This is a genomic window from Paenibacillus intestini (assembly GCF_030803945.1).
GTDB classification, from domain to species: domain Bacteria; phylum Bacillota; class Bacilli; order Paenibacillales; family Paenibacillaceae; genus Paenibacillus; species Paenibacillus polysaccharolyticus.
On record NZ_JAURUN010000009.1, the window covers coordinates 1 to 13,633 of the forward strand.

Annotated in this window: 16 protein-coding genes; 3 read left to right on the forward strand and 13 right to left on the reverse strand. The window is 45.4% G+C overall.

Annotation, left to right across the window (positions count from 1 at the left end):
• Nucleotides 1-142: 142 nt before the first annotated feature.
• From J2T16_RS20955 to J2T16_RS20995, 9 genes are all read right to left on the reverse strand, one after another.
• Nucleotides 143-1,159 (reverse strand): RluA family pseudouridine synthase, encoded by a 1,017-nt coding sequence (locus tag J2T16_RS20955; RefSeq protein ID WP_336122181.1) that lies wholly within the window; start codon nt 1,157-1,159, stop codon nt 143-145.
• A complete protein-coding gene (locus tag J2T16_RS20960; RefSeq protein ID WP_090922268.1) occupies nt 1,156-1,731 on the reverse strand; it encodes a cob(I)yrinic acid a,c-diamide adenosyltransferase in 576 nt (191 codons plus the stop codon). The genes J2T16_RS20955 and J2T16_RS20960 overlap by 4 nt, the downstream gene beginning before the upstream one ends.
• A 72-nt stretch (nt 1,732-1,803) precedes the next feature.
• Entirely contained in the window at nt 1,804-2,346 is a 543-nt protein-coding gene (locus J2T16_RS20965) for a bifunctional adenosylcobinamide kinase/adenosylcobinamide-phosphate guanylyltransferase (RefSeq protein WP_186811661.1), read from the reverse strand.
• Between the two features lie 36 nt (nt 2,347-2,382).
• Nucleotides 2,383-2,934: a hypothetical protein gene (locus J2T16_RS20970; RefSeq protein ID WP_336122180.1), complete on the reverse strand. Its 552-nt coding sequence runs from the start codon at nt 2,932-2,934 to the stop codon at nt 2,383-2,385.
• A gap of 183 nt (nt 2,935-3,117) precedes the next feature.
• Nucleotides 3,118-3,306, reverse strand: a complete 189-nt coding sequence (locus J2T16_RS20975) for an aspartyl-phosphate phosphatase Spo0E family protein (protein WP_308722269.1) — start codon at nt 3,304-3,306, stop codon at nt 3,118-3,120.
• Nucleotides 3,307-3,526: 220 nt separating this feature from the next.
• On the reverse strand, nt 3,527-4,735 hold the full coding sequence (locus J2T16_RS20980; RefSeq protein ID WP_090922260.1) for an aminotransferase class I/II-fold pyridoxal phosphate-dependent enzyme: 1,209 nt from the start codon (nt 4,733-4,735) through the stop codon (nt 3,527-3,529).
• A 13-nt stretch (nt 4,736-4,748) separates the two neighbouring features.
• Entirely contained in the window at nt 4,749-5,249 is a 501-nt protein-coding gene (locus J2T16_RS20985) for an Lrp/AsnC family transcriptional regulator (RefSeq protein ID WP_123065064.1), read from the reverse strand.
• Between the two features lie 156 nt (nt 5,250-5,405).
• Complete coding sequence (locus tag J2T16_RS20990) at nt 5,406-5,789, reverse strand: spore coat protein (protein ID WP_336122179.1); 384 nt, start codon at nt 5,787-5,789, stop codon at nt 5,406-5,408.
• Between the two features lie 53 nt (nt 5,790-5,842).
• Nucleotides 5,843-6,076 (reverse strand): hypothetical protein, encoded by a 234-nt coding sequence (locus J2T16_RS20995; RefSeq protein ID WP_090922254.1) that lies wholly within the window; start codon nt 6,074-6,076, stop codon nt 5,843-5,845.
• A gap of 95 nt (nt 6,077-6,171) precedes the next feature.
• On the opposite strand from J2T16_RS20995, the gene J2T16_RS21000 reads away from it, so the two are divergent.
• Nucleotides 6,172-7,392 (forward strand): FAD-dependent oxidoreductase, encoded by a 1,221-nt coding sequence (locus tag J2T16_RS21000; RefSeq protein WP_154887436.1) that lies wholly within the window; start codon nt 6,172-6,174, stop codon nt 7,390-7,392.
• A 115-nt stretch (nt 7,393-7,507) separates the two neighbouring features.
• On the opposite strand, the gene J2T16_RS21005 is transcribed toward J2T16_RS21000, so the two are convergent.
• The 4 genes from J2T16_RS21005 to J2T16_RS21020 all read right to left on the reverse strand — a co-directional run bounded on the left by J2T16_RS21005 (nt 7,508) and on the right by J2T16_RS21020 (nt 12,390).
• Nucleotides 7,508-8,716 (reverse strand): MFS transporter, encoded by a 1,209-nt coding sequence (locus J2T16_RS21005; RefSeq protein WP_253495888.1) that lies wholly within the window; start codon nt 8,714-8,716, stop codon nt 7,508-7,510.
• Between the two features lie 132 nt (nt 8,717-8,848).
• On the reverse strand, nt 8,849-9,415 hold the full coding sequence (locus tag J2T16_RS21010) for a hypothetical protein (RefSeq protein WP_336122802.1): 567 nt from the start codon (nt 9,413-9,415) through the stop codon (nt 8,849-8,851).
• Nucleotides 9,416-9,535: 120 nt separating this feature from the next.
• A complete protein-coding gene (locus tag J2T16_RS21015) occupies nt 9,536-9,961 on the reverse strand; it encodes a DUF350 domain-containing protein (protein WP_090922248.1) in 426 nt (141 codons plus the stop codon).
• A 62-nt stretch (nt 9,962-10,023) separates the two neighbouring features.
• Nucleotides 10,024-12,390, reverse strand: a complete 2,367-nt coding sequence (locus tag J2T16_RS21020) for an endonuclease MutS2 (RefSeq protein WP_308722136.1) — start codon at nt 12,388-12,390, stop codon at nt 10,024-10,026.
• Nucleotides 12,391-12,583: 193 nt separating this feature from the next.
• Here J2T16_RS21020 and J2T16_RS21025 point away from each other — a divergent pair, with 193 nt between their 5' ends.
• Both J2T16_RS21025 and J2T16_RS21030 read left to right on the forward strand, forming a co-directional pair.
• On the forward strand, nt 12,584-12,943 hold the full coding sequence (locus J2T16_RS21025; RefSeq protein ID WP_090922244.1) for a phage holin family protein: 360 nt from the start codon (nt 12,584-12,586) through the stop codon (nt 12,941-12,943).
• Between the two features lie 222 nt (nt 12,944-13,165).
• On the forward strand, nt 13,166-13,534 hold the full coding sequence (locus J2T16_RS21030) for a cupredoxin domain-containing protein (protein ID WP_090922242.1): 369 nt from the start codon (nt 13,166-13,168) through the stop codon (nt 13,532-13,534).
• Nucleotides 13,535-13,633 lie beyond the last annotated feature (99 nt).

Genomic DNA, 13,633 nt, shown 5'->3' on the forward strand with positions numbered 1-13,633 from the left:
TGCGCTGCTCTCTGAACTCTAAGGCTCAAATACCTTAAAAGCTCAAAACCTCTCTAGCCCTCGGCATGCTGTTCAGCTGCGCTGCTCTCTGAACTGTATACACTTTTATTTTCGAACATGCAGCTGCGTCCTAAATCCGAGGTTACTTTTCCGCTTGGGTTTGTCCCTCTGCTTCCTGAAGCATTACTCTCGGGGCCGCCTCGGTATCCAAACGTTTTTCCAATGCGGCCATATCTGGCGGCAGTGGAGCCTGGAATGTCATGCGTTCCCGGAGGATCGGATGTTCGAATATCAGTTCACACGCATGTAGCGATTGGCGTTCAATCCACGTATCCCGTTCCTCACGAACAGCCATTGTCTGCTCATCCACGTTATGCATTGGCAACGTCTTATACATCTGATCACCGATCAACGGGCAACCGATAGACGTCATATGTACCCGGATCTGATGGGTTCGTCCACTCTCCAGCTTCAAACTTACAGCACTGGCACTTCCATCATCCCAGCGAGACAACGTTGTGTAGAGCGTTCTGGCCGCATATCCGTCTGGTGTAACGATACGGCGATGCGGTTCCTCGGGATCGCGATCAATTGGCCCGTCAACTGCCCCCTGTTCGGGAACAGGGCTGCCATGCACCAGAGCGATATATTTTTTATCCACAGTGCCGGCGATCATCTGCTCTGATACATGCTGGTGCACATACGGGTTTTTGGCAATCGCCAGCACGCCGGATGTTTCCTGATCTAATCGGTGGATTGGACGGAAGCGGAATTTCTCGCCTTTTTGTTGCCAATAATGCACCACACCATTAGCTAAAGTACCTGTATAGTGCCCATGGGTTGGATGCACGATAATTCCGGCATCTTTATTCACGATCAGCAGATGTTCGTCTTCATACAACACAGCGAATGGAATATCCTCTGGCAAAATATCATCGGATTCCTCTCGCTCCATCCGAATCTCCACCAGATCACCTGCACTCACTTTGACACTGATATATACCCGTTCACCATTCAGCATAACACCTTGTTCGGTGAGTTTGATTTTGGATAAAAGCTTACGCGAAACCTGAAGCCGCTTTTGAAGCACGGTTTTTAGCAGCCAGCCGTCCTCTACTTCGGTCACCGTGTAGGCAATCGGTGCATAATATTGGCTCATTCTTTGCGGCGGAATACTTTTTTGCTCCGCACATATTCAATATCCGCAACTTGTTGTCTTGCATTGGCTGTCCGTGCAACAACAAAGAAGTAATCCGAAAGACGGTTCAGATACCGACGCACCGACGGATTAATATCCGTATGCTGTCCCAGCGTAACGGTACGGCGCTCTGCACGACGGCATACTGTCCGGCACACATGTAGAGCAGAAGAGAGTTGACTTCCGCCAGGGATAATAAAACGTTCCACTTTAGGATTTTCAGCATCATATTGATCGATCCACTGCTCCAAACGTGTGACCATCTCATCCCTTACTTTGTACTTTGTCTCACTTATTCGCACAAAAGCCAAATCTGATCCACAGTCAAAGAGCTCCTGTTGCACTTCAAGCAAATGTTCGCGCAAATCCTCAAATTCTCCGTTAGCAGAGTCAATCAAACTGATTGCTTGACCCACAAAGCAATTTAATTCATCGATCGTGCCATAAGCCTCTACCCGATCATCATCTTTGATAACTCGGCCTCCAATGACCGAAGTCTGGCCTTCATCACCGGTTCGTGTATATATCCCCATCATAATCCCTCCAATTGTGCATCAATCATTTATCAAACGCTGAAATATCTTACCCGATTACCCAAAGCTCGTCTATCCTTCATCTTCATAACGCAAATGCAGAGCTTTCAGATCAATCGCAAGTCCAGACACCAACATAAACATCTGTTTTGCATTAGACTGCAGAATCCGGTTCACCGAAGCCATTCTCGCTGCAAAAATACGTTCCTCTTCTGACGGATGTAAGCTACCATGCATCTCATTTGTAATGATAAGTATTTTCCCCTGATAGGATAGCAGTGCATCTAGTAGCCGTTGTGTTTCCACACGTTGCTGACCCAGATCCGTTGCTTCCCTGAAACTGGCTGCCATCCAGGACGTCAGGCTATCCACAATCAACATGCGTTGATCCGCCAGAAAAAGATTGGATTCCCGATTAATCTGGTTCACCACTTCAGCAAGCTTCGGGCCGTTCCCCACCTGAATGGCACGATAATGAGCGGATGGCAATTCGGGAATTACGGAATCATGATCACCAGTGGACAAATATACACCTTCCCGGCTCATTTGAGCCGCATATTTCAGCGCAAAGCGCGTTTTTCCGCTGCCCATACCGCCTGTGACCGTAATCAGCAATCCGTTCCCTCCTCCCATACCTGTTCTAGATAGATGTTATTCTGTCAGCGCTTTGAGCACTTTTTTCGACTCTTCAATGTTAGCCGCTGACAATGGAATGGTAGCGAACAGATTGCTTGGGGCATAGTTTACATCCTTGAACATCTGCATATTCTCCAGCGGAATACCGTACAAGTGGGTTTCTTTTTTCATATCAGATCCATCGTCGCCCTTCCCTTTTTCAACCAATACAGATCCCTCAAATACACCACGTTCATATTTCTTGGGATCAAATGTATCATCTAGCGGGACATTCGAGCCGTTCCGACCATACTGTTTCATATCATTTTCAGGCAAAATAAAGATATCATGGCTGCCAGCGGCATATTCAACCAATATTTTTTGAACATCATACATCGCACTTGTAATGATTTCTACTTTTGGTTCTTCACCAAGCTTTTGCTGCAGATTTGTTTGTAACTGTTCCGAAATACCCGATGGATTACCCTGGTTATCAATAATAAACACCGTAAAACCATCTTTACCGCCACATCCGGCTAATATAAAGATTAATGAAATTATTGCGGTCAGTCCCCAAAATCTCCTCATTCCAGTTCCCCCTTTAGTCTCCTAACTCCAATATATCACAATTGTTCCACGCAAAAAAATAACCCATATTCGACATTACATTAAAGTACATAACAAAAAGGAGACCCTTTCGGACCTCCTCCCTGCCGTGTTACAAATTATATCATTCTACATGTTCCTAGCATATATCCATCAACCCGATATTTACTTCGGTTTAACCGGATTAGCCTTCATGTATTCGTTAATTTTCAAGTCCAGCAAACTGCTGATTTCAATCACAATGTCGGATGTAAATGATTTCTCTTCCAGAAAAATCTGTTCCATCTTGCTGCGAAGCATGCGGATCTCATCTTCCAAGGAAATGTTATGCAAGGATGCGTCATCAGGGTTCACCGACCATCGGTCGCCATGATCGCTTTCTGCCAGAACGTGTCCACGATTTGTCGGTAAATCATATTCAACACAAAACAAAGCTAACCCCTCCTCAGAAAATAATTTTCCAAATATATGAAATCCTATTTCAAATTGAAATTATATCATAATATTTTGTAAAAGAAAGTATTTTTTTGGAAAAGTACCAAATGCCTTATTTATACTGTAGTTCTTCTTTGTATTAACCCTCTTTTTGAACTTTGTAAACAAAATTTCCGATACGTTCCAAAGCTTCGTTTAACTGGGATACTGAGGTCGCATAAGAGCAACGTAAAAATCCTTCTCCTTGCGGCCCAAACACGTTACCTGGCACCGCAGCCACCTTGTTCTCCGTTAACAATCGTTCAGCAAACAGATCGGAGCTGAGGCCTGTCTTCTGAATACTCGGAAAAGCATAAAACGCTCCCTGCGGTTCATGACAATCCAGTCCAATATCACGGAACCCCTGTACGATCAAACGTCTGCGCTGGTTATAGGATTCGACCATTCGGTCTTTTTCACCCAGTCCATTTGTCAATGCTTCGAGAGCTGCTACCTGACCCATTGCCGGCGCACACATTACCGTGTACTGATGGATTTTGAGCATTGCTGCAATGAGTTCAGGATGTCCACACATATATCCAATCCGCCATCCCGTCATCGCAAACGCCTTGGAGAAACCGCTCACCAAAATCGTGCGATCTTTCATATCGGGAATTGAAGCGAAGCTAACATGTTTTTGATTATAAGTCAACTCAGCATATATTTCGTCAGCAATGACGATCAAATCATGTTTTTTGATGACCTCTGCAATCGGCAGCCAGTCTTCGTAGGTCATGATCGCCCCTGTTGGGTTGCTTGGATAACATAAAATAACAACCTTCGATTTCGGTGTAATGCTAGCTTCCAGCGCTTCAGCCGTTACCTTGAACTGATCCTTTGCATATGTCTCTACCCCGACAGGGATACCTCCACCGATGGAAGCAATAGGAGAGTATGCGACATAAGATGGCTCAGGGATAAGAATTTCATCTCCGGGCACGATCAATGCACGCAAAGCAAGGTCAATTGCTTCACTTCCACCTACGGTGACAATAATCTCATCTTTCGGATCATACTTGGTATCAAACTGCGTATCCAGATAACTGCTGATTGCCTCACGCAACTTCGGCATACCTGCATTCGATGTATAACTGGTCATGCCTCTCTCGAGAGAGTATACACAAGCTTCACGCATGTGCCACGGTGTTACGAAATCCGGCTCGCCTACACCAAGCGTGATGATATCTTTATTGTCGCCCACCAGATCAAAAAACTTGCGGATGCCGGATGGCGGGATCTGTTTCACGAGCGGAGCCAAATATGAGGACATTGTTTTGTTATTCCCGGTTGTCTGTTCATTCACTATCATGACACATCTTCCTTTACGGCGAGATCATGAGACGGTTGTCTTCCTGATGGTCTTCAAAAATAATCCCGTCCTGCTTATATTTTTTAAGAATAAAATTCGTCTTGGTTGACAGTACTGAATCAATCGGAGACAGCTTCTCCGATACAAAGTTAGCCACTTCACGCAGATTACCACCCTCTACTTCAACAAGCAGATCGTATGCTCCTGACATGAGGTAAACCGACTTTACTTGCGGATAAAGATAGATTCTTTCGGCAATCCCTTCAAAGCCACGCCCACGCTCAGGTGTAATCTGAACTTCAATTAGGGCCGTCACTTTCTCATCATCAATTTTGCTCCAGTTCACTACCGTTGCATATTTCACGATGACGTGTTCTTCTTCAAGCTGTGCTACAGCAGCTTTGATTTTATCTTCCGACTCCCCCAGCAGCGTTGACAGCAGTGCGGGAGTCCTTCTCGCGTCTTCCTTCAACAGATCCAGAACTTTGAGTTGCAGATCGTTCAACTCTTTCATCGTTTTCCCTCCAGCGTCATCCAGGTTCCTAAAATGAATTAATACTTATATTACATGAATTCAACGTTGGTGCATAGACAAAAGACCGCCTGCCTTCAATTCAGGCAAGCGGTGGTATGGTCTTTAAGCATATGCTTCAAAACCCTTATCTACAGGTTACATGTAATAAGGGTTGCCGTAATTCGGTTGACGCGGAGATACATTTGGTACTTGACCATAAGAGCTAGTTTGTACAGTTTTTTCTTGCACGAATTGCTGACACTTCTGCTGTGCCTGGTGTGCAGACTGAATCTGCTTGTCCAAGTCCTGACGCGGTGCTTTGGCAGAAGCGGAGTACATGTTGTTCTGCTGCATCAGGTTAAACAGTTCTCCTTGCAGACGAAGTGTATCATTCGTCAAATCATTGAACATAGTGCGAACCATCGGACAGGAAGATTCTGTTGTAGCCGTTGTGTATTCGCGCGAAGTTCGTCTCAGGTCTGCAAGAAGGGTTTTTAACAAATCCTGTTCTTGCATAAAAGTTCCGGTTTGATTATACATGTGTTTTCCTCCTATGTGCTGATTTATTGCTGTGGGTTGCTTGTTGATGTGAATTATTGTGATTGGGAAGGTGCAAGAGATTGATGCTGATGCAATGTTTGAATCAATGTGTTCATATGTTGCTCATGAGAGCGAACATATTGATTCAATGCCTGTTGAATAGCCGGATGTGTGGATATGGAAGCTGTAGCTGCACATTGCTTGATCAGCATCTCCTCGTTGGAGATGGAATCGGCAATATAGTTCAATTCTTTTGGACTCAGGGCTTGCATTTGTGAATGTTGCATGTACGTCGTACCTCCTAGATCTATAGTTTATGCGAGTTTATTGTTACCTTGAAATACAAAACTATACCAATGTGAAGACAAAGGAGCTGGTTCAATTGGATCTTGTATATGGCACACCTTACTGGCCTTCAACTTATAAATCGGATGTGGATTATCCCTCTTTAAATGGCGACATCTCTTGTGACTGCTTGATTATTGGTGGCGGTATGGGAGGTGCACTGACTTCAAGGCTGCTTGCAGAGCGTGGATTCGATACGGTTGTCATTGACAAGCGGAAAATAGCACATGGAAGCAGTTCAGCCAACACCGGCCTGCTACAATATACCAATGACAAAACGTTGACATCGTGCATCAACACATTTGGAGAAGCAAAAGGGGTACGCTTTTATCAGCTGTGCCGTGAAGCCATGCAGCAGCTTTCCGAAATTGCGGGGAGTCTGAAGACCGATCCGTGGTTTATTCCGCGAAACAGCTTTTGTTTTGCCAGCAGCGAAGAAGATGTTTCTTTGCTAGAGGAAGAATATCAGACCTTACAAAAGCATGGATTCGAAGCAGAGCTATGGAACGCAGACCAAATCAAAAGCCATTTTCCTTTTGTGAAACCAGCCGCCTTATACACCAGAGGAGATGCGGAAGTAAATCCGTATCGGTTTGTGCAAGGGCTGTTTGAGTCGGCCGTTCAACATGGGGCACGTATCTACGAACAAACAGAAATGATTCACTGTGAATATGACGATGAAGGGGTCTTGTGTTATACTCCCCATGGCAAAATTCGAGCTAAACAGATCGTGTATGCCGCTGGTTATGAAACGCAAGAGATCAAAAAAGACCGGGGAGCGTATTTGAAAGCAACGTATGCTATAACAACCAAACCTCTGTCTGATCTGAGCTCTTGGCATGAGCAAGCTATGATCTGGGAAACGGCTCGCCCTTATCTATATATGCGTACCACGCCAGACAACCGCATTATCGTGGGTGGACTTGATGAAGAAACACCGGACAAGGATCAGCGCGAGCTCCGTTCCAAAAATCAAGGCGATGTTCTGCTAGATGAGCTCAAAACATATTTCCCGCTTGATCAGCTAGAGGTGGATTATGCTTGGGGTGCTGTATTTGGTAATACACATGATGGCCTTCCCCTCATTGGTACGCATCCGGATTACCCACATTCATACTTTGTCGAAGGGTACGGTGGGAACGGAACGGTGTACAGCATGATTGCGGCCTCACTGATCGCAGATGCCATTAGCGGCGTTCAGAATGAAGATATGAAGCTTTTCTCCCTAACAAGAACGAGCAAACCATCTCCAGCCTAAACGCAAAAACACATTGGATGACATACGGTTTCATCGTATGAAAAACAACAAAAGGGTACGGCTAAAGGATAACTTCCATTCCCTCGCTGCACCCTTTTTTTTCAGTTATAAACTTTCATGAATCGCGAGCTGTCGTGTTGATCAAAAGTTTCCTCATAAACATCCAGCCAATGAGCGGAAAAGCCCCAAGGATGATAATGAGCCAGATTAACACTTTAGTTGATGGCGAGTTTAACACAGTAATCATAAATACGGTCAAGCCAAAAAGCCGCCCGCACATCAGACTGAGTTCCCTCAATACGACAAGTTCAACCCTTTTCTCCACATTTTCGCCGCTTGTGCCCATCATGTCGAAACCTGCGGAGATCATCGGCAAAATATATAGCGGCATCGCTATAGCGCTTCCGATTCCCATAAAAAGCAGTGTCCCATATGTCACTTTCCAGAGTAGTGGTAACAACACCAGAAGTAACAACACGGAACCTGTAAACATCCCTTTAGATCGATAATGAGGTTTAAACCATTTTCCTGCTGCCCAGTAACTGGCGAGCGCAACAGCTGAAGTAATAAGAGAGAATTGTCCAAGCTTGTACTCCTGGCTTGTCGCCAGATAAACCAGCAGTGCAATCAAAAAGGCAAATACCCCTTCCCGAACGCCTTGGGCAAACAGCCCCATGGAAAGCGGCCGCCACGGACTCTTTGGGGTGGACAACTGCCGGATGGGTTCTAACCAGCAGTATGTCCCGCTAACTTTTCGTTTTTTCAGAAAAAAACTGAAAATCACTGCAATAATATAAATAACAAGAGATACGGTGAATATAAGCCGATATCCTGTATTATCTGCCATACGTGAAATAATGAGGCCCGAAAACCACGGCCCAACAATGCCTGTCATGGACCCTAACAAACCAACCCAGCCATTAAACAAGTCCCTATTTTCCCGATCCGTCACTTCGAAATAGACGACATTAAAGGCAATCCAGAATAGCCCCAATGCACATCCTAGGAGCAAACCTAACGGCCAGATCCAATCCACAGCGCTCTTGCCAGTCCACAGAACAAGCATATAGAACATACCAGATAATGCTGTCCCAAGCCTCAATGCACTCATTTTATTATGTTCCTTGACCCACTTCCCCGCGAGCCAAAACGTGATGCCAATAGCCAGTTGCTGACTGATGGTAAACCAGCCGAGCATGGCGTAATCCGGACGGCTTTTCCATAGAAACACGTTCAAAAACGTACCGGACAAGGCTCCGGCTAACGCAAACAATCCATTCACGCCTAAAAGCAGAATGGATTGTCTTCCCAAAGTAATCTTCATCTGCCCCTCCTCCATCACCTGAATCCAACTTAACGTGAACAGGTGGCTCTTGAGGCTTAACGTACCCCAAGCCGGAGGAAAACATGATGAATCTTTGGTGTTGTATAAAATTAGTTTTCAAACCAATGTGATCTATTCGTGTGCACTCAGGTTCTGAATCAAACGCAGACGGTCATCCTCTGATAAACTGTATTGAACCTGGAAGCAACCAGAGCACACGTAAGTCAATACCGTAAATGGAGATGACAAGACAACACCTTTCCCAGAAGCAGCATTGGCCACTGGTGAGAATGTATCCTGACTCGCTGTCTGCGTACCAGCTAGAATCATGAATTCCCGACAATTCGGACACTCTGGTACTTCCTCTTGCTGATCCAGTTGCTTTTCTACACCTTGTTCATATTGAATCAGATCGTTGCCCTCATCTGCATATTTATTCAATGTCCGAAGTTCTGGCAACTTCAGTTCCACTTCATCACCCCAAAGCGAAGTCAGGTCCGAGATTTGCTCTTTATCGTTTGAAATGTCCTTCATGTCGAACTCTTCTTCGCTATCATCATTCTCTTCATCACCAATGTTAATGTTCAGTGTACGGTAACCCTTTAATTCATTATGACAATACGGACACTCTTCTTCCGGACCCAGTTCCTCATCCCAAACAATCTCTGTTTGACACCAAGGACATACCGTTGTTTCCATCATGTATCAACCTTTCTCTTTCATATAATTACGTATTTAACACATAGATCACACCGATGGCAAAAAACACAATCGACGCCGCAAACAAAATCCGTATCAATATTTTCATCATCGATCCCCCTAGACAATGCTTGCGCCAATAACAAAGGACAGTGAGACAGAAATGATCATGGATATTAATCCAACTGCACGGTTATCTGCTTCAATCTCCCGGTCAATTGAAAACACTGGCGTCAGGAACTCGAACAAAAAATAAGCAATGAGCAACAAAACAAACCCGACAAATGACCATGTCATCGCTTCATATACTGAAGATTTTGCTTGAATGCAAAAACGGAGTACGTTGCAAATCCCAAAGATTTTCCCGCCTGTAGCCATAGCCACAGCCACATTGCCTTTTTTGATCTCCGTCCAGCATTTATATTTGGTCACCAGTTCGAAGCATGCCAGAAAAACAAGCAACTCCATAATGGCAACCGAGAAGAAACCGAGGACCATCCCGAGCGGATGAGACAGCAGTCCGTCAATCGCTTCTTTCACTCCCATTCTCCTTCCGAACCTGCTATCCACCTTGACTGAACAGCAGGCATTGTTTATTCATCTTGAGGCTATTCCAGTTCAGCGACGGTTACACCGTTTCCTCCCTCTCCGTAATTGCCTAGACGATAACTTTTAATATGTTTATGCTTCCGCAGGTAATCCTGAATACCCGTACGCAAAATTCCTGTACCTTTGCCATGGATAATATACACTTGACCCAAGTTGGCAAGGAATGCTTCATCGATGAAACGATCTGCTTCCATCAGCGCCTCTTCCAGGTTAGCCCCCCGCAGATCCAGCTCACTCTTCACGTTATCATCTCGAGTACGCTTCATGCCTGTGACTGGTTTTTGCTTTGGCTGTTTTGCTGCTGGTGCTGTCTGTTGCAACTCCAAATCATCCAGCGACACTTTCATTTTCATAATGCCGAGCTGTACCACAGCATCCTTGTTGCCTGCCATCTCCACGACATGCCCCTTCTGATTCAGACTATAAACCAGAACTTCATCACCTGGGCCAATTGCACGTGCTTTCGGAGCAGCTGTCTTTTTCACCGTTTTTTTACGTTTTTCCGGTTCTGCTTCATCCAGCTGCTTACGAGCAGCGATCAATTTATGCTCCTTGACAGAAGCCCCCTCTTCCAGGGCCAGCTGACGAAGATCCGCAATAATTTTCTCTGCTTCTGCACGGGCCTTATCAACAATGCTGCGTGCATCTTCCTCCGCTTTTTCAATCCGGCGGTCACGCTGTTGTTCCAGCTTTTCCAGCTCGGCTTGATGGCGGCTGCGCAATTTCTCCATATCCTGACGAAGCGTTTCCGCTTTCTGGCGCTCTTGTTCAGCTGTTAGACGGTTCTCTTCGAGCGAAGCGATCATGTGTTCAATCCGCTGATCTTCTTCTTTCACTTCACCGCGTGCATAATCCAGAATGTAACCCGGAAGCCCCAAGCGCTCTGCAATCGCAAAAGCGTTACTGCGTCCCGGTACACCGACAAGCAAACGGTATGTTGGACTCAGTGTATTAATATCAAATTCCATACTGGCGTTAATAACGCCTTTACGCTCGTACGCATAAGCTTTCAACTCACTATAGTGAGTCGTTGCCACCATGCGGCAACCTGTCTGGTGCATATGCTCCAGCATGGAGATGGCGAGCGCAGAACCTTCTGCCGGATCTGTTCCTGCTCCAAGTTCATCCAACAGGATGAGACTTTTCGGCGTCATATTTTTCAAAATACGAATGATGTTGGTCATATGGCTAGAGAACGTACTCAGATTCTGCTCGATACTCTGCTCATCACCAATGTCGGCATAGATCGCATCAAAGACACATAGCTGACTGCCGTCTTCGGCTGGAACAAACAATCCCGACATCGCCATTAAACTTAATAGACCGATGGTTTTCAACGTTACCGTTTTACCACCCGTATTCGGTCCAGTCACGATAATAGAGGTGTAGTCGTTGCCCAGCTCTACATCAATTGGAACGACATGTTCAATCGGAATCAGCGGATGACGTCCTTTTTTCAGCTTCAGGAAACCCCGATCATTCATCCGAGGCAGGGTTGCTTTCAGTTCACGGGCTAAACGTGCTTTGGCAAAAATAAAATCAAGCGATGCCAGCAAATCGACATCATATAACAGCCACTCACCCTGCTCACTGACATGGGCCGTCAATTTTTGCAAAATAACCTCAATCTCACGTTCTTCCCGAATCCGGGTTTCGCGTAATTTATTGTTCATAGCCACGATGGATTCCGGCTCAATAAATAGAGTCGCTCCTGAACCAGACTGATCATGAACAATGCCGCCGAAATAAGAGCGGTACTCTGCTTTGACCGGAATCACAAATCGATCTCCACGAATCGTAATAAGCTGATCTTGAAGCATTTTGGATACCGTAGATGAACGAATCATTGAATCCAGCTTTTCCCGAATCCGTGCTTCTCCCCCGCGCAGTTCACGGCGAATCTGTGCCAGCGTTACACTCGCACTATCTGCAACCTCCGCATTATCATCAATACAGATACGGATCGCATCTTCAAGCTCCTTCTGCTCGGACAACTGGTCACTGATATAGAAGAGCGACGCTATCGGCTCGTCCTCATGCAGCGTTGCAATCTGACGTTTCAATCGTCTGGCCGCATGTGTCGTTGTGGAAATACCCAGCAGTTCATGCGGGTTCAGGGTGCCTCCAATCTCAGCACGTTTTACAGAAGCCGTGATGTCTACAATCCCGCCAAATGATGGGGAACCTTTGAGACGCTCAAAGGTGAAAGCTTCATCCGTTTGTTGAAGTAAACGTTTTACTTCTTCAAGATCACTATTCGGTTCAAGTTGCTCCGCTTTTTTCTTGCCCATTGACGTTTGAGCAAAGCCAATCAATGTATTTAGAATTTTGCGATATTCTAATGTGTGTAATATTTTCGTGTCCAAGTGTACAACTCCTTCCAAACTATACCTGTATTATAACGAAAGAAACTTTGTTGCGCTATTTAACGAATCCTTCCACACATAACTTGGGGTATGACGCCACAAACTACATGTGTCAGGATTGTGCTATTCATTTTACTCCCTTAGAGTTCCCATGTTTATGCCCAATCCAATCTGAACAAAGGAGGTAACCCCTATGAATTTTCTGGGCCATGTCGTACGATTTATTATTGCAGCTATCGTCTTAATGGTTGTAAGCTGGATCGTTCCCGGTTTCGCCGTTGGTGGTTTCTGGAGCGCACTGATGCTTGCATTGGTCATTGCCTTGCTGGGCTGGATCGTTGAAGGCATCTTTGGCAAAAGAGTGAATCCTTTTGGCCGGGGAATCGTCGGCTTTATCGTAAGTGCACTGGTCATTTGGCTGGGTCAATATGTGGTTGATCATGTTGAGGTCAGCCTGCTCGGTGCCATTCTCGCCGCATTGGTCATCGGGATTATCGATCTCTTCATCCCGGTATCCACACCGTTTGATGCCGGACGAAGCTCCAAAAGCTAAAGACTGGCTGTCATTCTGCTAGCGCTCTAACAAGACACCTAAACCTCGGAAGGCCGTTGGCCTGAAGAGGTTTTTCTTTTTGCACATCAAGTGATCAGCAACCATCGATAAATTTCAATAAAACGACATACCCCACATGTACAGGCATCGCCAGATTGCGGTATGATGACTTGAGAAATCATTCAAATTTTATCCATCCCACACGTCTGAAGGAGGTACATGATGAAGAAAGGTATAACATGGCTTGCCGCGTGTATGTTAATTCTTGTTCTTGCTGCATGCGGTAGTCCCAAAGATTCAGCATCCGAGCCAGAGATTACAGCCAGCGAACAACTGGTGATCAAGGCAAGCAACTACGAATTCGATCAACCCGAATATCGACTCAAAAAAGGTGTGCCTGTGAAGATTGTTTATGAAAACGTCAACGGAAATCACGGTTTGCTCGTGCCTGAGTTCAATCTTCGGTTAGACACTCAAAAAAGTTCCAAAGTCATTGTCCCGGAAAAAGTCGGCGAGTTCGAAATGTCATGTTCCGTTTTTTGTGGTTCTGGACACAGTAGCATGATCTCCAAAATTATAGTAGAAGAATAACACTTCAAGACAAGAGCCCCCGTAGCGACGGGAGCTCTTTGTGTATTATAACAAATTATGCAAGAGTTTGCTGGTCAGCATATTGACGAAAGTGTCTAT